The sequence below is a fragment of the Bradyrhizobium sp. CB2312 genome (assembly GCF_029714425.1).
GTDB lineage: Bacteria > Pseudomonadota > Alphaproteobacteria > Rhizobiales > Xanthobacteraceae > Bradyrhizobium.
In genome coordinates this window covers 2,745,783-2,764,931 of the sequence record NZ_CP121668.1, presented here as the reverse complement: position 1 = coordinate 2,764,931, position 19,149 = coordinate 2,745,783, and the positions used below count along the sequence as shown (strand labels likewise).

Annotated in this window: 21 protein-coding genes and 4 pseudogenes; 18 read left to right on the top strand and 7 right to left on the bottom strand. The window is 60.9% G+C overall.

The window, feature by feature from the left end; all coding sequences use genetic code 11:
* Positions 1-110: 110 nt before the first annotated feature.
* A complete protein-coding gene (locus QA642_RS13170) occupies positions 111-890 on the bottom strand; it encodes a sensor histidine kinase (protein WP_283085045.1) in 780 nt (259 codons plus the stop codon).
* A gap of 208 nt (positions 891-1,098) precedes the next feature.
* Between QA642_RS13170 and QA642_RS13165 the strand changes: the two genes are divergently transcribed.
* The gene (locus tag QA642_RS13165) at positions 1,099-1,749 is read left to right on the top strand and encodes a TetR/AcrR family transcriptional regulator (protein WP_283086874.1); all 651 of its coding nucleotides are present in this window, start codon (positions 1,099-1,101) and stop codon (positions 1,747-1,749) included.
* 91 nt (positions 1,750-1,840) lie between these two features.
* Positions 1,841-2,182, top strand: coding sequence for a hypothetical protein (locus tag QA642_RS13160; RefSeq protein ID WP_283087165.1), 342 nt, complete (start codon positions 1,841-1,843; stop codon positions 2,180-2,182).
* A 36-nt stretch (positions 2,183-2,218) separates the two neighbouring features.
* On the opposite strand, the pseudogene QA642_RS13155 reads toward QA642_RS13160, so the two are convergent.
* The 3 genes and pseudogenes from QA642_RS13155 to QA642_RS13145 form a co-directional block, all read right to left on the bottom strand.
* A pseudogene (locus tag QA642_RS13155) lies at positions 2,219-2,341 on the bottom strand (TetR/AcrR family transcriptional regulator); the annotation flags it as partial.
* Positions 2,342-2,349: 8 nt separating this feature from the next.
* Positions 2,350-2,787: a hypothetical protein gene (locus QA642_RS13150; RefSeq protein WP_283085044.1), complete on the bottom strand. Its 438-nt coding sequence runs from the start codon at positions 2,785-2,787 to the stop codon at positions 2,350-2,352.
* Between the two features lie 79 nt (positions 2,788-2,866).
* The gene (locus tag QA642_RS13145) at positions 2,867-3,121 is read right to left on the bottom strand and encodes a hypothetical protein (RefSeq protein ID WP_283085043.1); all 255 of its coding nucleotides are present in this window, start codon (positions 3,119-3,121) and stop codon (positions 2,867-2,869) included.
* 151 nt (positions 3,122-3,272) lie between these two features.
* Between QA642_RS13145 and QA642_RS13140 the strand changes: the two genes are divergently transcribed.
* The 11 genes and pseudogenes from QA642_RS13140 to QA642_RS13090 all read left to right on the top strand — a co-directional run bounded on the left by QA642_RS13140 (position 3,273) and on the right by QA642_RS13090 (position 9,186).
* Complete coding sequence (locus tag QA642_RS13140) at positions 3,273-3,473, top strand: hypothetical protein (protein ID WP_283085042.1); 201 nt, start codon at positions 3,273-3,275, stop codon at positions 3,471-3,473.
* On the top strand, positions 3,470-3,625 hold the full coding sequence (locus QA642_RS13135) for a hypothetical protein (protein WP_283085041.1): 156 nt from the start codon (positions 3,470-3,472) through the stop codon (positions 3,623-3,625). The genes QA642_RS13140 and QA642_RS13135 overlap by 4 nt, the downstream gene beginning before the upstream one ends.
* A gap of 19 nt (positions 3,626-3,644) precedes the next feature.
* Positions 3,645-3,863 (top strand): hypothetical protein, encoded by a 219-nt coding sequence (locus QA642_RS13130; protein WP_283085040.1) that lies wholly within the window; start codon positions 3,645-3,647, stop codon positions 3,861-3,863.
* A gap of 40 nt (positions 3,864-3,903) precedes the next feature.
* Positions 3,904-4,203 carry a hypothetical protein gene (locus tag QA642_RS13125; RefSeq protein ID WP_283085039.1) on the top strand — a complete coding sequence of 100 codons (300 nt, stop codon included), beginning with the start codon at positions 3,904-3,906 and terminating at the stop codon, positions 4,201-4,203.
* Positions 4,204-4,226: 23 nt separating this feature from the next.
* Positions 4,227-4,826 carry a PepSY domain-containing protein gene (locus tag QA642_RS13120; protein WP_283085038.1) on the top strand — a complete coding sequence of 200 codons (600 nt, stop codon included), beginning with the start codon at positions 4,227-4,229 and terminating at the stop codon, positions 4,824-4,826.
* Positions 4,827-4,865: 39 nt separating this feature from the next.
* On the top strand, positions 4,866-6,038 hold the full coding sequence (locus QA642_RS13115; protein ID WP_283085037.1) for a DUF3734 domain-containing protein: 1,173 nt from the start codon (positions 4,866-4,868) through the stop codon (positions 6,036-6,038).
* Between the two features lie 29 nt (positions 6,039-6,067).
* Positions 6,068-6,859: an acetoacetate decarboxylase gene (locus tag QA642_RS13110; RefSeq protein WP_283085036.1), complete on the top strand. Its 792-nt coding sequence runs from the start codon at positions 6,068-6,070 to the stop codon at positions 6,857-6,859.
* A 50-nt stretch (positions 6,860-6,909) separates the two neighbouring features.
* Positions 6,910-7,698, top strand: a pseudogene (locus QA642_RS13105) (3-hydroxybutyrate dehydrogenase).
* Between the two features lie 26 nt (positions 7,699-7,724).
* Positions 7,725-7,973 carry a hypothetical protein gene (locus QA642_RS13100; protein ID WP_283085035.1) on the top strand — a complete coding sequence of 83 codons (249 nt, stop codon included), beginning with the start codon at positions 7,725-7,727 and terminating at the stop codon, positions 7,971-7,973.
* A 92-nt stretch (positions 7,974-8,065) separates the two neighbouring features.
* On the top strand, positions 8,066-8,674 hold the full coding sequence (locus tag QA642_RS13095; RefSeq protein WP_283086873.1) for a hypothetical protein: 609 nt from the start codon (positions 8,066-8,068) through the stop codon (positions 8,672-8,674).
* Positions 8,675-8,916: 242 nt separating this feature from the next.
* Complete coding sequence (locus tag QA642_RS13090; protein ID WP_283085034.1) at positions 8,917-9,186, top strand: hypothetical protein; 270 nt, start codon at positions 8,917-8,919, stop codon at positions 9,184-9,186.
* A 218-nt stretch (positions 9,187-9,404) separates the two neighbouring features.
* Here the strand turns inward: QA642_RS13090 and QA642_RS13085 are convergent.
* Together QA642_RS13085 and QA642_RS13080 are read right to left on the bottom strand one after the other, a co-directional pair.
* Positions 9,405-9,988: pseudogene (locus tag QA642_RS13085) on the bottom strand (cytochrome ubiquinol oxidase subunit I); the annotation flags it as partial.
* Between the two features lie 157 nt (positions 9,989-10,145).
* Positions 10,146-11,879: an adenylate/guanylate cyclase domain-containing protein gene (locus QA642_RS13080; RefSeq protein WP_283085033.1), complete on the bottom strand. Its 1,734-nt coding sequence runs from the start codon at positions 11,877-11,879 to the stop codon at positions 10,146-10,148.
* 317 nt (positions 11,880-12,196) lie between these two features.
* Between QA642_RS13080 and fumC the strand changes: the two genes are divergently transcribed.
* From fumC to QA642_RS13055, 5 genes and pseudogenes are all read left to right on the top strand, one after another.
* Positions 12,197-13,621, top strand: a complete 1,425-nt coding sequence (gene fumC / locus QA642_RS13075) for a class II fumarate hydratase (RefSeq protein WP_283085032.1) — start codon at positions 12,197-12,199, stop codon at positions 13,619-13,621.
* 78 nt (positions 13,622-13,699) lie between these two features.
* On the top strand, positions 13,700-14,527 hold the full coding sequence (locus QA642_RS13070; RefSeq protein ID WP_283085031.1) for a threonine/serine exporter family protein: 828 nt from the start codon (positions 13,700-13,702) through the stop codon (positions 14,525-14,527).
* 210 nt (positions 14,528-14,737) lie between these two features.
* Positions 14,738-15,511 (top strand): annotated as a pseudogene (locus QA642_RS13065) (alpha/beta hydrolase); the annotation flags it as partial.
* A 184-nt stretch (positions 15,512-15,695) separates the two neighbouring features.
* The gene (locus QA642_RS13060; RefSeq protein ID WP_283085029.1) at positions 15,696-16,253 is read left to right on the top strand and encodes a cytochrome P460 family protein; all 558 of its coding nucleotides are present in this window, start codon (positions 15,696-15,698) and stop codon (positions 16,251-16,253) included.
* A gap of 558 nt (positions 16,254-16,811) precedes the next feature.
* Positions 16,812-18,173, top strand: a complete 1,362-nt coding sequence (locus QA642_RS13055) for an integrase family protein (RefSeq protein ID WP_283085028.1) — start codon at positions 16,812-16,814, stop codon at positions 18,171-18,173.
* 396 nt (positions 18,174-18,569) lie between these two features.
* On the opposite strand, the gene QA642_RS13050 is transcribed toward QA642_RS13055, so the two are convergent.
* Positions 18,570-19,097: a VirK family protein gene (locus tag QA642_RS13050; protein WP_283085027.1), complete on the bottom strand. Its 528-nt coding sequence runs from the start codon at positions 19,095-19,097 to the stop codon at positions 18,570-18,572.
* Positions 19,098-19,149: the final 52 nt, after the last annotated feature.

The following is a 19,149-nucleotide window of genomic DNA, read 5'->3' as shown; positions in this document are numbered from 1 at the left end:
CGTCGCGTGATCATTGCAGCCGCTCAGCGCGACGCTGACGAGCGCGGCCGCTGTAACGAGGACCTTCGTCGCACGCGGCGCTCGATGATTGCGATTGGAGCGCTGGTTCATCATGGCGCGTTTACCGGAAGGGAGAGCGTCAACAGCCTGCCAAGCGCATCGGCGGGTCGGCGGGAACCGAGCGCGGCCACGTTCGAAGCGGGGACTCTCGTGCGGCGCGGAGCCCTCATCTGGCGCGTTGCGATTGACCAGTTTGCGCCCCGTTCGCGCTCGGTCAGCGGGAACGAGAGGACAATCGAGGTGAATTCGGTCCCGAAACCCTGCTCGATCCGGCCGCCGAGCGCCCGCGCGATATCCCTGGCAATTCGCAATTCACGGTCGGAAGCTTCCCGCGCGGGACGCGAGCCGTTGTCCAGGATCACGCAGTTCACCAGCGCACCGGTACGCGTCAGCTTGATCGTGATCTGCCCGGCCCGGGCGTCGAAACAAGCGTGTCTTGCCGCGTGCATCACGAGCTCATGGACGATCAGCCCCAGATGCCAGCAGCGCTCCGGCTCAAGCGCGAGGGACCCGGTCGCGAATGCCAGCTGAATGTTCATCCGGTCCAGGAGTGCCCGGCGCATGCCACAGCCCAGTTTGCGAATGTAGGTCGCGGCGTGGGTCAGCGTGTCGCCCGCGGGCATGGCCAGCACACGATGCACGTCGGCGTAGCCATGCAGCAGCTCGACGACATCGCTGAGCGCGCTCTTGGCTTCCGTCCCGTCGACCCGGATGGCGGCGGCGGAGACCAGGTCGATAGCGAAGGCGACACCGTTGGTGACCCTGCGATTCAGCTCGCGTAACAGCACGCCCTCCTGAAAGCCGGACGGGGCTGGGCTCAAAACAGTCACGACATTCTCCTCATTGGGCTCGGACGATCGGGGTAGAACGCTTCACCTTTGCGACCCCGATCGTTTGGGGGCGCTCGCCAAGCTCGGGAACGTGCAGCCTGACGAAATAATAAACTATACCGTATATTTTCTTTTTGTTGCCTTTCTTTGCGAGCCATGTCAAGTGGGAAAGCGACGCGCACAGACTCGTGATTTCGGAGGTTCAAGAATGAAGAAGACGAAGCGAGGCAGACCGCCCAAGGATCTTGCCGGCGACGCACAGGAGCGAATTCTCGATGCGGCTCAGCAGCTGTTTTTGGAGAAGGGCTACCGCAGCGCCAGCATCGACGACATCTCCGAGCTCGCTCCCGCGAGCAAGCCGACGATCTACGCCCACTTCCCCGGCAAGGAAGCGCTGTTCGCGGCGGTGGTGGCCCGCACCATCGATGGGTTGACGGACTTCGAGGGCTTCTCGCCCGAGGGTCGCACCATCGAGGACAAGTTGCTGAGCCTCGGGACGGCCATCGTCGAGAGAGTGGTCGAGGAATCGCTCGGCATGGTGCGCGCGACGATCGCGGAATCGCAGCGCTTTCCCGAATTGAGCCGCAACGTTCACGACGCTGCGCGCGATCGCTCCCTGGCCGCAGTGTCCCAGTTGCTGGACGACGCCACGCAGAAGCTCGCTCGCACCCCGAAGGGCCCTTTCAGCGCCAAGCGAAGCCGTGCTACCGCGCAGATCTTTCTCGACCTGATTCTGCTACCGATGCTGTTTCGGTCGCTCGTCGGTGAAACTCAGAAGGACCTAAAGAAGGAACTTCCCGGCTTCGTGCGCGAGCGTGTCGGCTTTTTCCTGGCAGCTTGCGAGACGGACTGGTCGTAGGAGCAGGGCGACGCAAAGCGCCCGTACAAAATCTCAACATCTCGTCGAAGCTTGGCCGCAGCGTCGCAGCCCCGCCCCGGGATGGGTTGAGATGGACATCCATGGCTCCCAGCAGGCAGCAGGTGAGCGCCATCGGACTGCCGCCCTGCAGTTCCCCACATGCTTGCCCATTGCCGATGACCGGGCACACCAAGCCTCGGATCCTGTCGTCATAGGTGAGGACGACCGTCCAGTTCTGACGGACGGCCAGAGTTATCAGGTCTTGCAGTCGTCGATGCTTCGCCGGTCGACCTTCATTGCAGTCGGCGATGGCCTTCAGGATTGCGCCAAGGCGCCGCAGCGCTGGCCCACTGCCACGGGCCGCCTCAGCCGCCGCACTGACCGTCTCCTCGAGCACCTCCTCCACCACAGCCTCCTCGATCGCCTGTTTTGAGGGAAAGAATCGATAGACGTTGGCTGAGGACATCGACAAGCTCCGCGCGATGTCGGCGACGGTGGTCTTGTTGTGTCCCACCTCGCCATAGAGATGGATGGCGGCCTGCACGATCTTGCGGCGGGCGCTCCTCGTTCGGTCTTCAATCTGCTCGCACATACCGCCTCTCACTGCGCCGGAATGTTCATTAGCTCGCGGCGACAGGCCTCTCCGAAATCACGCAAGGGATCCATCTCCTCGATGAATTTGGGGAGATCGACGAATGTGCGATTTGGCGAGAGATAGGTTTCGATGATCAAGTGCCCGGCTCTCTCGGCGGCCTGAACGACCTCGTTGCTCGACAAGATCCGCATGCGTCCGACCAGCGTATAGAGGCTGACCAGTTGCGGGATTTCGGCGTGATCATTGACCAGGGCGTAGGCATAGAGCCGCGATGCCTCCTCTATGAAGCTATGGTACAATTGTTCGCGCTTCGAGAACGAGCGGGCATGATGAAGCTCGCGCCGCCTTCGGCGTCCGTTAAACCATCCACTGACGATGGTCGAGACCGCGCCGACCGCAGAGCCGCCGAAGGCAGCCAGGGCCGGTATGTACACCGTGCTCATAAGAACGCTCCTGTCTCCTGTCGCGGTGCGGATGTGGTTCAGGGCAACGCCCGGTCACATCACGCCGCAACGTCGCGCGTTATCTGCCCCTGACCGATCCGGTGGATGCCTGCTCGAAGACCGCTTTACAACCTTCGCTCAGATCCGACTTCCTGAGCCGCAGACAGGCTTCGACTCCCGACGGGTCGGGAATGTAGGCACTGCAGAGGCGAAAGGCGTCGGCCGTGCAGGCCGCCCGCTGCTCCGGTGTACCCCGGTTCTCCTGGGCAAAAGCTGCTGCGCTGCCAAACGCTACCACAGCCGCTGCGAACAACGCCGGCATCAATTTCGTCATGTCAGATCCCTTCTCTGCTCGAGACTTCTGGTTGAACCTGGCGGAGCCTCGCCGCCTTGATCACACGCGCTTGTGACGCACTCGTCTTGACTTCGGCCATGGCGCGTGATTTATATGAACTATACGGTGTATTTTATTAAGGAGACGGAGAATGTCAACCGTGCTGTTCGCGTTGATGCGCGAAAATCCGTTGCCCGGCCTCGCCGCCGCATCGCTGAACGTGATTGTCGCCGTGTGCCTCGTGGCTCTGAGCCTGCTGCTCGGCATCACGATCGCGATGATCGCGTGGGCTCATACGCTCGCCACACGCCAGACCAGCATCGTTCGACTGGATCGGAGGACAGTCGCATGACACCGGCTCTGCTGATCGCCCGCGACTGCATCATCTACTGGGTCAACATCTGGATCGCGCCGGTCGAATGCGTGTTCGACGTGATCGAGTCCGAACTCGCGCGCAGAGGCGTTGCGCCTGACGAAATCGACCGCCTCACGCACGCGGCGTGAAGCAGGACTGGGACCCGAGATGCTGAACTTCATCGAAGTCTTTGATGGAATGGAAGTGGACCCGACCAGCGGCGAGGTCGTGTGGACTGGTATGACCGGAACACGGGCAGCGCTCCAGCGTGACGGATTCACGATTGATCCCAACGCCGCAGCCTATTGTCCGACCGAATGGCTCGACGAGCGCGGCTATCTCGATGCCGAACGTGCGCGCCGGCGTCCGCGTCTCTGGAGCATCTGACGATGACACGGACAGATTCCGTTTTCAGGAGCCGCACGCCATGAGCCGACGATCCGCCATGCTCATGCGCGCGAGCCGATCGACCGACACCGCCCTTCCCTTGCGCGGCTATTTTCTGTCGGTCGGAGGCGCCCTGCTCTGCTTGCTTTGGGCGACCGGTTGGATGCTCCCGGCCCAACTGCCAAGCCGCTTCACTGAACCGGATCCTGCGCGGCCTCCGATCCGCATCCACTCCGACGTGAAGCGGCCGGAGCGCGTCGTGATCGATACCAATCAGTCGCTGCCCACGCTCTCCGACAAGGAGATCGTCGTCGCTCACACGCCCGTCGCAGGCGATTGACCAACCAGACCGAGATTAATTCAATGTCGAAGCAGCATTTGTTTGCCCTGATCATGTGGTCCGCCACGCTCACCGCGACCGCCGCCGTCGCTGACGTTCAAAAATCTGCAGATGCAGACAGCCGAAGCGCGAGCGCACAAAGCCAGGCCGAAGAGGCCGCTATCCAACGCGTGCTCTCGGAATTCCGTACCATACGCGTCCCGCTCAGCCGGGCGATGACGATCGCGGAGCGCCTGCATGACGGCTCGAAGGCGGCCGACATCAGCTTCGAGATCGATGGCCCGCCCGTTTACCGCGTTCGCACGATCCGGAATGAGCACGTGTGGGAGAACGCCATCGACGCAAATACCGGAAGTATCACGGGCAAAGAGACGGCGTCGTCGCTGAAGGAGCTCGATCGGGAAGACCTCGCCAACATCGTCGCCTTGAAATGGATCAAGCCGGAATTGTCGGATGCCGTAGAGGTCGCCGAGAAAGCGGCGGCCGGCAGCGCGCTGGCCGGCGGACTGATCCGACAGGATGGCAAACTCAACTTCGTGATCGTCGTCGCCTCCGGGGACCATTTGAAAGAGGTGCTGCTCGAGCCTCCAAATGTCGGAAAGCAAGACGCGAGTCGGCATTAACACGAGCATATTCATCAGCACTCAAAGAGCACATACGCCATGAACTTCCAGCCTCGATCACAGCTCTCATCCGCACAACGGCAGCTTCCTTTCGACTGCATCGCGCTGCTGTTGCAAGGCGGCGGTGCGCTCGGCGCCTATCAGGCCGGCGTCTATGAAGCCCTGGCCGAAGCCAGCATTCATCCCGACTGGGTTGCTGGCATCTCGATCGGAGCCATCAATGCCGCCATCATCGCCGGCAATCCACCCGAGTCCCGTGTTGACCGCCTGCGCGATTTTTGGACCCAGGTCACCTCGACCGCGCCCTGGGATTGGTCCGGCAATCCTTTCCTGGATTGGACGCGGAGCGACAATACGCGCAACCTCATCAACCAGATGAGCGCCGGTCTGGCGGCCACCTGTGGCGCCACAGGATTCTTCTCCGCCCGTCCCGTACTGCCCTGGCTGCAGCCCGGCGGAGCCAGCGATGCGACCAGCGTCTATGACACGCGTGCGCTCAAGACGACACTGGAGCGCCTGGTTGACTTCGATCGTATCAATGCCGGGCTGACGCGCTTCAGTGCCGGCGCGGTCAACGTCCGAACCGGAAATTTCGTCTATTTCGACAATACGACCCATACGATCCGGCCCGAGCACATCATGGCGAGCGGCGCGCTGCCTCCGGGCTTTCCGGCGGTGGAGATCGAGGGCGAGCACTATTGGGACGGCGGTCTGGTCTCCAATACGCCGCTGCAATGGGTGATCGAATCTGATGCCCCGCAGGACATGCTCGCATTCCAGGTCGACCTCTGGAGCGCGCGCGGTCAACTTCCCCGCAACATGGCCGAAGTAATCACGCGGCACAAGGAAATCCAGTATTCGAGCCGCACGCGCGCCAGCACCGACCAGTTCAAGCATGTGCAGCGCCTGCGGCGCGCACTCACGGATCTACTGGGGAGGCTGCCCGACGATCTCAGTCAGCATGAGAACGTGAAGCTGCTCAGTACGGCGGTCTCGCGGAACGTCTACAGCATCGTTCATCTGATCTATCGCGCGCGCAATCACGAGGGGCATTCCAAGGACTACGAGTTCTCGCGGCTGTCGATGCAGGATCATTGGCGCGCCGGCTACCACGACGCATTGCGCACCTTGCGCCATCCCGAGGTGCTCGCTCGGCCTTCGAGTCCTGACGGGGTCTTCACCTTCGATCTCGAACATGACGGCCGCGAGTAACCGAACCTCTTCGCCTGGAGATAACGCAAATGCGCGAGACTGATGTGAAACAACGTGCTTTCGCCATGCCGCTGACCAGCCCGGCCTATCCGCCCGGGCCGTATCGGTTCGTCGATCGCGAGTACCTGATCATCACCTATCGCACCGATCCGGCCAAGCTCCGGGCAGTGGTTCCGGGGCCGCTCGAGGTCGACGAGCGAGAAGCTATCGTCAAATACGAGTTCATCCGGATGCCCGATTCCAACGGCTTTGGCGACTATACGGAAAGCGGACAGGTCATCCCCGTCTCGCTCCGCGGGCGCAAGGGCAGTTACACTCATTGCATGTTTCTCAACGACGAAGGACCCATCGCGGGCGGACGCGAGCTGTGGGGCTTTCCGAAGAAGCTTGCGCAGCCGACATTGCGAACTGAGATCGATACGCTGATCGGCACACTGGATTACGGCCCGCTCCGGGTCGCCACGGGGACAATGGGCTACAAGCACCGCGAGGCCGATCTGGCGAAGGTCAAGGCTGGGCTCAACGAGCCGAACTTCCTGCTCAAGATCATCCCGCACGTCGACGGCAGCCCACGCATCTGCGAGCTAGTTCAATATCATCTCGAAGACATCGTGCTGAAAGGTGCATGGACCGGACCGGCGGCCCTGGCCCTGACGCCACACGCCTTGGCGCCGGTCGCCGAACTGCCGGTCCTGGAGATCGTCTCAGCCGTCCACATCCGCGCCGACCTCACGCTCGGTCTCGGGACGGTGGTGCACGACTATCTGCACCAGCCGGCTCGCGGCTCGATACGAACCGGCGAGAGAGCTCTGGTCTTCTAAGTCAAAATGCGCGCCGCGCTGATTGGTATGTTACAAGGAAAGTGCACGAGATGGGAATTCTGAACGGTAAGACGGCTGTCGTCACCGGCTCGACCAGCGGCATCGGCCTCGCCTGCGCCCAGGCCTTCGCCAGGGCGGGCGCCAATGTCGTGATGAATGGCATAGGCGCCCCGCCGATATCGAGAATGAACGCGCTGCGATCGAGCGCGCTTTCGCGGTTAGGGCCATCTACTCGCCCGCGGACATGACGAAGCCGAACGAGGTTGCCGAGCTCATCGCTCTCGGCGAAGCGACGCTCGGCAGCGATGACATCCTGGTCAATAATGCCGGCATCCAGCACGTTTCGCCGATTGAGGAATTCCCCGCCGAGAAGTGGAATGCGATCATCGCCGTCAACCTGTCCGCCGCCTTTCATGCCATCCGCTCAGCGGTACCAGGCATGAAGAAGCGCGGGTTGGGGCCGCATCATCACCACGGCTTCGGCGCATTCACTGGTCGCCTCGCCCTTCAAATCGGCCTATGTCGCGGCCAAGCACGGCATCGCGGGCCTTACCAAAGCGGTCGCGCTGGAACTCGCCCGCTCGAAGATCACCTGCAATTGCATCAGCCCCGGCTACGTCTGGACGCCCCTCGTGGAAAGGCAGATTCCAAATACGATGGCGGCTCGTCGCATGCGGAGGGACGAGGTCATCAGCGATGTCCTACTCGCCGCGCAGCCGACCAAGGAATTCGTCACCGTCGAGCAGGTTGCTTCGCTCGCGCTATTCCTGTGCAGCCACGATGCCGCTCAGATCACGGGAGCCAACCTCTCGATGGATGGAGGCTGGACGGCCGCATAGCCGCCCAATTCACGGAGCTTTGGATCATGTCTTCTCTCAAAGATGCCAACCGAGACGAGACCGGGCGCGCTTTCCAGCTCGATCCTACGGGAGAAAACGAGCTGGCCAACGCCCTGCGCGTGCGCGAGGAGACCTTTAGTTCAGATGTACTGCCCCACGATGCCGAGTTGATCGCTCCGAGCGACTTCTATGCGCCGATTGTTTCCGGGCCGCCGCGCACTCGGCCAACGACCAAGGCCGACAGGGCAGCGCTTTTTCCCTATCTCGCGGCCTGAGGACGCGGCAGCAAGCGATGAGGCAGTTGACCCAAGTCAATACGAGCAAAGCCGAGCTCGGAGATCATTCAATTTAGCCAATGGAGACGATCATGTCAGAGCAGAGCAGCATGCATTTTTACCTGAATTGGGCCAAGGAGCGCATCGACGAGATGGATGCCGCCCTCACCTCGTTCGAGGTCAAGGCCGGCGAGGCCAAGGCCGAATCCAAGGTCAAAGCCGAGCATATTATCGGCGATCTGAAGAAGCGCCGCGACGAATTTCAGGCGCAGCTCAAGACGCAAGTCGAAGTCGGCGAAGCGGCATGGGTACGCAGCAGGACGGAGCTCGAGAAACAATGGAACGGCTTCGAGGCACAGATGAAGACCTACTTCGAAAGCGCCGGCAAACAGATCGAGCAGCAGCAGGTGACGTTTAAGGACATCGCCGCCGCACAGGCAAAGGCCTGGCGCGAGGCCGCGGACAAGTTCCGTGAGGCGGCGGGCAAGGTGGCCGCGTCGCATACGGGCGACGTCGACGCCGCCCTAAAGCAGATGAAAGCCGACGCCTCCGAGGCAGAAGCTCGTCTGCAGAAGCTGAAGCAGGCCGGCAGCGATTCCTGGTCAGTGCTGAGCGCTGCACTAGCGGAATCCCGCAAAGCGTTCGATCAGGCCAACCAGGCTGCTTGGAATGCGCTGAGGGACGCTTGGCCGAAGAGCTGAAGGTTGCTGTGTTAACAGCCGCCGGTTCAGGGGAGACATGCCCGGCAGTCGCCCCTGAGCTCTCAAAGGTCATTGAACATCTTTGCGGTCCGACACTTTCGGCGTGAGCTGACGGCTCGTGTGATTCAGCTCAGTCGAAGTGGACAGAGAGCACCATCTCTCAGAGACAAACCTTCCACTCAAACTACTACCATTAAGCCCTCGAAATCGTAGTTGTCGGGCCCCGCGGTAGCAGGGAAGCGTTGCTGCTTTTCCCTCAGCCGACCCTGGTGATCGCAGCGGGCCATATTGCTCGAAGCCCAAGTCTCATCGATGAAGACGAGGCGCTTGGGAATCAAGCGGGGCTGGTCGTTAAGCCACTTCTGGCGTCGCTTTACGACGTTCGGTCGGTCCGCTCGCTGGGCCTGCGCGGTCTTTTTTTGCACCGTGCCCTGCCGGGCCAGGAAGCGACGGATGCGCTTGGCAAAACCGAGCCGACCTCAGTCGGTTGGACGTCGAAATCGTCCAACTGAAAATCCCGTTCTGATACCCAATCGCTATAAGTGATTGATTTTATTTGGTGGGCGCACCAGGGCTCGAACCTGGGACCCGCTGATGAAGAGACACGCTGCTGGCATTGATTTCTCAAAAGAATTGTCCCAACTGAGCCAAAATCCGATCATTACAGATCAATTGCTTACAGCGAAATCTCCACCAGGAGAGCGCTTCATTGCTGGGTGTCGGCGCATCTGGTGAGGTAGGCCGCCAGCACCATGTGCACAAGGCGATATGGAAAGGACGGAAAATCACCTTGAACCAATCGGCCGGAATGAACTGGCCGTCGGCGTTCACCGCATAGCCAGTTGGGGTCTGCATCCAGGAATTGGAGGAGAGAATCCAGAACGCCGAGATCAGCGTACAGATCGCGACCATCAGCGTCGCCAGGAAATGCAGCCGTGGGCCGACGAGCTTGAGGCCGAACAGCATCACGCCGAGGAAGCCGGCCTCAAGGAAGAGCGCGGTAAGCACCTCATAGGCCACTAGCGCGCCGATCACAGGGCCGGTCTTCTCGGCGAAAGCCGACCAGTTGGTCCCGAACTGGTAGGCCATCACGATACCCGACACGACGCCCATTCCGAAGGCGACCGCAAAGATTTTGAGCCAGTAGTTGAACAGGTTGAGGAAGACTTCGCGTCCGGTCAAAAGCCACCGCGCTTCCAGGACCGCAAGGTAACTCGCAAGCCCGATCGAGAACGCGGGAAAAACGATGTGGAACGACATCGTGAATGCGAATTGTGCGCGGGCGAGCGCGACTACATCCCATCCTTCGAACATGACGCACCTATATCTTCGACCCTACGGGATCCCGGCGTGCGCAATCCCGGTAATGTTACCCCGTACGTAGAGAAACTCTCGGCCACCGCTTCCATCAATCGTGCAAAATAGACCGGACCGGTTGCGGCGAAAGGAATCCGCAGGTCGCCCTTTGACGCTACTTAAGGTCCATCTGCCACGCTCCGTCCCAACCCGCCGCCGGCGGAGTCTTCGTGTATGCGTCTACCCGCTCCATCAATGTCATCGACGGGCCATCACCAGGCACGGCATCGAGGGCCGCCGCGAAAGCTCGCGTCGCATCATCCCAGCGGCGCTCGCGGTAGGCGGCAAGTCCTTCCGAGTATTGCTGCCGCAGCAGGGTCTGCTGCGAGGTGAACTCGCCCTTCCTCGCCATGATCTCGAAGACCGCTTGAGACTGCGTCTGGCCGACTGCCACAAGGCGATCGATCTCGCGCAGCTCGATTGCATGGGCGCAAGCGGAGGCGGTGGCCTCCGAGATCAGGCAGCGGCAGCCGTAGAATTTGTTGGCGCCCTCCAGGCGGGAAGCGAGGTTCACCGTGTCTCCCAGCACGGTGTAGCTCATCATGAGCCGCGACCCGATGCTGCCGACCAGCGCCTCCCCTGTCGCGATCCCGATGCGGACGTCGCAGTCAGTCGGAATCGTGCGCACCCCCAAGAGCTCGGGCAGCTCCTTCCGCAAGCCGGCGACGCATCCGATCATGTCGAGCGCGGCAAGCGCGGCGAGATCGGCCTGCTCGGCCTCCTCGACGAAGGGGGCGCCCCAATAGGCCATGATCGCGTCGCCGATATACTTGTCGATGATGCCGCCCTGGGCATTTATCGGCTCGGACATGGTCGCGAGGTAGAGGTTCATGATCTTGACGAGGCCGCGCGGCGTCACGCCCTCGCTCAGGCTGGTAAATCCCTTCATGTCGCAGAACATCACCGTCATGAGCCGGCGCTGCCCCTCCGTCGCGGCGATCGCCGGCTGCTCGAGCAGTCCCTCCGCGATCCGCGGATTGATGTAGCGACCGAAGGTTTCGCGGATCCTCTGGTTATGCTGCAACGTTTCGATCATGCGGTTGAATGCGGCCGAGAGCTGGCCGATCTCGTCTTGCGTCGTGATGGTGATGCTGCCGTCGAGCCGGCCGGCCTCGACCTCGCGCGCGCCCTCCAGGAGCCGCATGACCGGGCGCGTGATGCCGCTGCCGACGAGCATCGCGAACACGAAGCCGAGCACGCCGGCGATGGCGGTGACGATTGCGGAGATGACGAATGCGCGATTTTGTGCAGTCATCACGTTATTGGCGGCGGCTGCGACTTGCGCCAGCATGTCGGTCCGGATGGATTCGATCCTGGCATGGAACTCGTCGCGTAGCTGGTCTGTGCGAGCCATCGTTTGCTTCACGCCGGCTGTATCGCCGTCGTTCATTTGTCGCAGTAGCGTCGCGTTCTCCTCGACGAGGCGCCGGCGCAGGTCGCTGATGGCGTTGTCGATCCGGTCGTCGATGCGGCCCAGTTCGGCTTTGTTCGATGGCGTGTCGGGATCCTGAATGATCGAATCGATCAGCTTTCGCGCGGCGTCCGCTTCTCCGATCAGAACTGGATCGATATCTTCGTAGGCCTTGCGCGCAGCCGAGTATGCGACCTCGTCCGGCAGCGCCTGCATCTTCGCCATCACCATGCGCCGGAGCGCAAGCGAGCGCTCTAGCGAGCGAATGTTGACGCGGGCGAGGTGCCCATAGGCGGGGATGTAGCGGTTGGTGAGCTCGTCGAGCAGATGGCCGACCCGGCTTGCCAACACCATGGACAACAGTGAAGCGATCACGGCAAGCACGATCAATCCAGCGGCGATGCCAGCGATCTTCTGCCTGATGGATTTCCGGAACATGCGTCGTTCCCGGCGGTCGCCGCAATTGCCACTACGAAAGAACGTCAGTCCTTCGTTGCGGCCAACAGAAATAGAGTTTCAAGCGGCGGCACGCAAGCTGGGCAGCAACGGTCCACCCTCCTGAGTGCAGGCCGTCCGCGAATACTCGCAAGAGTCAACGTTCTCAAACAACTCACAACGGGCAATCATCCGGATTTGGCGCGTATCATCGGGGCGAAACGCAGGCACGCCATCGCCGCAGTCAAACGCGGCGAGCGCATGATCTTTGTGTCCGCAACATCGTGAGCAGCGAGGTAACCGAAGGGAAGGAACAACGCATGACCGAAGTCAGAAAAGAGACCGACAGTTTGGGCGTCGTCGAGGTACCCGCTGACAAATTATGGGGAGCGCAAACCCAGCGGTCACTCGAGCATTTCAGCATCGGCACCGATCTGATCCCCCGCGAGATGATTACGGGCTATGCGATCCTGAAAAAGGCCGCCGCCATCGCCAATCGTGACAGTGGGCGGCTGGACGACACGAGGTACAAACTGATCGTCCAGACCTGCGACGAAATCCTGGCCGGTCAGCACCACGATATGTTCCCGCTTCATGTCTGGATGACAGGCAGCGGCACTCAATTCAACATGAACGTCAACGAGGTAATCTCCAACCGGTGCAGCCAGCTTGCGGGCACGGCGCTAGGCAGCCATAGGCCTGTCCATCCCAACGATCACGTCAATATGGCGCAATCGTCGAACGATTCCTTCCCCTCGACTATGAATATCGCCGCCGCAGTGAACGTTAAACAACGCCTGACTCCGTCGGTGACGGCGCTGCGCGACGCGATCGCCGCCAAGTCGAGGGAGTGGGACGACATCGTCAAAATCGGTCGTACCCACATGCAGGACGCGACCCCGCTGACGTTGGGCCAGGAATGGTCGGGGTACGCCGGCATGCTTTCGGACGATCTGGAACGGATCGAAGCGGCCCTGCAAGGGGTCTATCGATTGGCGCTCGGCGGCACGGCCGTCGGCACCGGCATCAATTCGGCTCCCGGCTTTGCCGAAGCGGCCGCCGCCGAAATCGCCAAGCTTACCGGTCTGCCGTTCCAGACCGCGCCGAACAAATTCACCGTGCAAGGCGCGCATGACGCGCTGGTGCAATTGTCCGGCACGATCCGCACGCTTGCGGTGTCGCTCTACAAGATCGCCAACGACATCCGTCTGATGTCTTGTGGGCCGCGGGCGGGCTTTGCCGAGCTGTTGATACCGGAGAACGAACCTGGATCCTCGATCATGCCCGGCAAGGTCAATCCTACCCAGTGCGAGGCGCTTGCCATGATCGCAGTTCAAACCATGGCGAACGACGTCGCGGTCGGCTTCGGCGGGGCCGGCGGCTATCTTGAGATGAACGTCTATAAGCCGCTGATGATCTTCAACATCACGCACTCGATCACCATTCTGAGCGACGGTTGCGTGAATTTCCGCAAGTTCCTCGTGGAAGGGACCAAGCCGAACGTGAAGAAGATCAAGGAGTATGTCGACCGCTCCCTGATGTTGGTGACGGCGCTGTCGCCCGTGATCGGCTACGATAAGGCCTCGAAGATCGCCCATTATGCGATGGACAACGACCTCACCCTCAAGGATGCGGCGCTCAAGCTCGGGTTCGTCAACGAGGAAGAGTTCAACCGCGTGGTCGATCCCGCCAAGATGGTAAAACCCTACGTGGCGGCCGCGCCGACGGCATCGGCCGCCGGTTAAAGAACGGACGTACTCGGGCGGGGACCGTCCCGGTCGCGGGCGGTCCCCGATCTCCCGCATAGCGACAAGAGAAGGGCCATGACCAGTGAGGAGCGTTCCAACCTGATCCTCGCGTTCGCGACGGTCCTCTACGTGAACGGCCAGGCGACAGACCAGATCGTCGCCGCGATCCAGCGGCTCGGCAAGAAGCTCGGCGTCAAGGCAGAGCTCTTGCCGCGCTGGGGCCAATTGCAATTGAATGAGGAGAGCGGCGGGACCAGGTCGATTTCCTACGCGGCAGCCGACCCTGTCGGGGTCGACATGGATCGCGTCGCTTCCGCGATGCAGGCGGTGGCGGATATCGAGGCCGACCGGCTGTCGCCGGAAGCGGCGCGCAAGCGCATCGAGGTCATCGCCAAAGCGCCGCCGGCACCCGCGTGGCTCTTTGCCCTGGCTGCGGCAGCCGGCGCGGTCTCGCTGGCCATCATTTTCGGCATACAGCACATGCCTGCTGCGCTCGTCATCTTCGCGAGCGCCGGCGCCGGCGGCCTGCTGCGCCGCGCCCTCGGCGGCGTCAGCACAAACATCTTCGTTCAGCCGTTCTGCGCAACGTTGCTCGCCGGCCTCATCGGAGGATGGGCGGCGCGCTATCAGTTGAGCACCGCGTTCCGTCTCGTCGTCGTGTGCCCTTGCATGGTGCTGGTTCCGGGGCCGCATATTCTCAACGGCGCGATCGACCTCATCAGGGGCCGCATTCACCTCGGCGCGGCCCGGCTGATGTACGCCGGGCTCGTCGTGCTGGCCATCTCGACCGGACTGCTGCTGGGGCTCACCCTGACGAATGAAACGCTGCCGATCGACCCGCCCGGGCTGGCGGTACCACTGTGGTTCGACGTCATCGCGGCTGGCGTCGCAGTAGCTTGCTAAAGGCCCGAACGAAAGAACCTCGCTGTCCTGCGCCGACGGTGTGATCATGGCTTCGTTGCCTGAACGGCCCGGACCTTAGACCAAAGACAGGTCGGTCACCACAGCCTTTTGCGGCGCCTACCGAGTTCCGCGCGGTCCTCGTTGGCGGGGCGCGCTGGTCGGCGAAGTAGTCGATGATCAGCTTCGGCACGATCAGGCCGAAGCTCATCGGGCTCGGGCCAGCCGATCGTCTTCAGCCACGGTTGGCCGCTGTCGGCCGACGACTGGGACACGCAGATGCTGTTCTTCCTCAATCAGGGCTATCGCGTCGTCGCCCTCGACCGCCGCGGTCACGGCCGCTCCAGCCAGACGGCTGACGGCCACGACATGGATCATTATGCCGACGATCTCGCAGCTCTGACTGCGCATCTCGACTTGAAAGATGCAATTCACATCGGACATTCCACCGGCGGCGGCGAGGTGGCGCACTATCTGGCAAGGCATGGGGAAGCGCGAGCCGCAAAGGCTGTCATGATCTCGTCGGTGCCGCCTCTCATGGTGAGGACCGATGCCAATCCGGGCGACCTTCCGAAGGAGGTTTTCCACGGACTTCAGGCCCAAGTCGCCGGCAACCGTTCACAATTCTATCGCGATTTCGCGGCGGGGCCGTTCTACGGCTACAATCGACCCGGCGCCAAGACTTCGCAGGCCGTCGTCGACAATTGGTGGCGCCAGGGTATGATGGGCGGCGCCAAGGCACATTACGACGGGATCGTCGCATTTTCGCAGACCGATTTCACCGATGACCTCAAGAAGATTACCATCCCCGTCCTGGTGATGCACGGGGACGACGATCAGATCGTCCCGTATGCGGACTCGGCTCCGCTTTCGGCCGAGCTTCTGAAGAAGGGGACGCTGAAGACGTACAGGGGTTTTCCGCATGGAATGCCGACGACGGAAGCGCCCACCATCAACGTCGATCTACTGGCCTTCATCAAGTCCTGACGTTACGGCCGAGCCGAGGTGCCACCTTTTCGCAGCTTCGTTCCTGCCATGCGGAGACCCGTTGAGTCCGCCGGAAACACCTGACCAACGGTCGGCGCAGTCTTGAGCCTCGGAGAAGACAATACGACAAGGCGATTTCGACAAAGAGTTATCCCCCGCTAGATCGAATGAGGGAGATGCGACAATGAAAAAGAGCACGCTGATCCGTCTAAGTATTTCGGTGTCGCTCGCCGTCTTGGCAGCTGGTGTCGCGATTTCTGCGCAGGACAAGTACACTGTGCAAGTCCCGAATGGGCTCGCGTTCTCAGAGTTCAGGGGATACGAGGACTGGCCGGTGATCGCGATCAGTGAGAACGAAGGCCTCATTGCTGTGATCGTGGGGAATCCGGCAATGATCAGCGCCTACAAGGAAGGCGTGCCCGGCAATGGCAAGCCTTTCCCGGACGGCGCGAAAATGGCGAAAATTCATTGGATGCCGAAAAAACAAGAGGCGTATCCCGGCCAGCCATCCGTGCCAGGTACGCAGCACGACGTTGATTTCATGGTGAAGGACAGCAAGAGATTCGCGGATAGCGGCGGATGGGGCTGGGGCGCGTTCGACTATGACGCGGCGTCCGATATGTTTAAGCCCTCTACCGCAGCCTCCAAACCGCCGCAGGAAAACGACGCGAAGTGCGGGTTCGCGTGCCACACGGTGGTGCAGAACCGCGACTACGTATTCACGGAGTACGGAAAGAGGTGAGTAATCAGATTGACGGACGGTCGGCTGACTGCGCTGCGCCATCCGCCATCCTCCGACTGAGAATCATCCGCACGGATTCGTCCGATCTCGCTATGGCGGCACTAGCGAGATCACGCAGCCGTTGATCGGAAGATCGCTCTAGACGCTGAGGATTTCATCCGTTTGTCGGCTGGCATGAAGTCGGGCTTCGTTTGCAAATTGAAAACCTGCGCGATCGTGATGACGAGTTGCGTCAGCGCGAAAGCTTGGCAAGATCGAGCAGCCCTGAGTGCAGTTAGGTGCCGAAAACGTCCAACCGAAGAGCCCGTTCTGGTGCTCAATCGCTGCAAGCAATTGATTTTTATTTGATGGGCCCACCAGGGACCCGCTGATTAAGAGTTCAACACGATCAAATCGCTGGTGTTTCTAAATGCTCGCTACGCTACCACGATCATTTAAGAAGCCCTTTGTTTGTAGGGCCTTCTCGCATAGCGTCGCAGTCCTTCGCACTCAAACCTTCAAACACTTCGATTCACCAACACCGTTTGAAAACCGTTTTAGTGTGTCAGGACATCTATCATGGCTGACGTTCGCATTCTGCTGACTGACAAGACGATCGCCCAATTGCCTACTCCGAAAGATGGCTGGTATTTGGCACGCGACGCCGAACTGAAAGGCTTCTTCGTCGTCATCGGAAAGCGAAAGCGTACCTTCACAATTCAAGCCGATCTCCGCCGAGACGGAAAACGCGCCTCATCTATCAGGGTCTCTATCGGGGATACTTCCGAGATGTCGACCCGGACTGCGCGCGCCACAGCGAAGGAATACCTGGCGCAGATCAGCCAAGGGAAGCACCCAAAAGCGGCGAAGGAGGATCAGCCTGCCGACACCGCTGGAAAGGTCCCGAATAGGCCGCTCGCAGCGGAGATCACGCTTCGCGAAGCTTGGCAGCGATATCTGGAAGCCCACCTCATTCGAAAAGGTCGGAGTGAAAAGACGATAAGCGGCTATCGCGATCACGTCGAACGGATCTTCATGGAATGGCTGGATGTCCCATTGCGCGAACTGGGACTGGATCCCGCGCGAGCGGCAAAGAAACACGACGAGATCACCAAGTCGAATGGTCCATACATGGCGAACGGGAGCATGCGAACGCTGCGCGCGATCTACAATCACGCCCGCAAGACCAATAGGTCACTGCCGCCCGACAACCCCGCAGATGCTGTCGACTGGAACCAGGAAGAGCGCCGCGACACCGGAATGGGCGCCGGCGATCTTAAAGGATGGTTCACAGAACTGGCCGCCCTCGACAATCCAGTCCGGCGAGAATTTCACTTGTTCACGCTGCCTTCTGGATCCAGGCCGACTGCGTTGCAGGAGGTCAAGCCCACCCACATCGATTTTCGGCGGCGAACGCTGCACATCGCCAAACCCAAAGGCGGCAGGAAACGTGCTTTCGATATTCCGCTGTCGTGGGAAATGATCCTGTGTCTCGTTCGGGCGATTCGCTTTGGCAGGACGATGTATCCGGCTCAGGCACGGGAATGGGTATTCCCCGCCGACAGCGAGTCAGGCCACGTAGCAGAAACAAAGGAGGATCGAGATACGCTCTCCAGGTGGGGTAATGACCTTCGTCAAACATTCCGAACCATCGCGACATCAGCCGCTGTCTCTGAGGTTGACGCAAAGCTCCTGATGAATCACGCCATCCCGGGCGTGAACGCCGGGTATATCACCCGACACAAGCTCCTTGAGAACCATCTAAGGAGCCAGCAGCAAGCGATCAGCAGCGCCGTGTTCGCCGCTTTAGGGACGTCCCTTACCGACGTGCGAGCCTTGCAAGATTGGCTGGGGCGTGGAGCGAGCCAACGAGCGACCAAAGATAATAGGATCAGGCGAGTCAATCTCGATGCGAATCGAGGGATCCGGCGGGCCGCCTAGCCTGTGCGAGGACTCTCGGCTCACGGCCGCATTTTGAGATTCGTCACTACCGTCGGGGGTTCGAGTCACGGGTCAGCTACATCGCGAACCACACTATTTTGGAAGCCCTATTTCCTTATCGGCGAGCAGCCCAATTCGGAACGTCGGGCCTCGACAGTCCGCCAAAAACCGCCGTTCGTGCGAAATCCGTCGCCGGCTAGTCTAAAATCGTCGGCGAGTAGGTTCAAATCCCGGAGGCGCAACCACCGATACCGACATTCGCTGCAGGTTACGATCTGATCTCTGGCCTGCTAGCGATATTGCTACAAAATCCATTGTTGGTCAGATAGTTGGTCAGCGGGATCCGCCAACCGCTGCCCTCTGACGTCCTTATTCTTCAGCACGCGTTCGGTGCTACTATGCGCGCGCATCAGCACAGATCGACTTAGTCACCTTGGCCAACGCCCGCTTGCGCGCATCCGCCAGCAAAGCTGTGGTCCCCAAAATCCAATTGTCGGCGATCCTGCGCGGCGACGCACTTCGAGTAGGGCAGCCGGCAAACTTTGCCGGCAGCATTGCCTCGCGGGCAAGCTTGACGCCGTCCAGGATCATTGTGCGCGTTTCGGTCTTGCCATTTGCATGCACCCTGAGCGACAGGAATTCTCTGATCGCCTGTCCGATCTCACCGTAAAATGGGCCGTCGCAAAAGCGATCGTCCGGCTGGATCATGTATCCGTCAGACCGCACGCTCGCTTTGATGCGAGGTCCGCCGCACTCGTGCCGTGAACTTGACAGGCTGAACACGTTGACGAGCATGCGAAATTCCTTCCCATCGCCGATCGCCTTGTACAGCGTCGCATAGTCGACGTTTCCGGGGTCGTCCGCATCCAGGGACCTCGACGCGATCGCCAGAGCGGCGGCGCAGTTGTGCAGACAACTCGACAAATGCCGCTCCCAGCGACGACGGCTCTCAGCTGGATCTCGTTTCGCCGGAGCA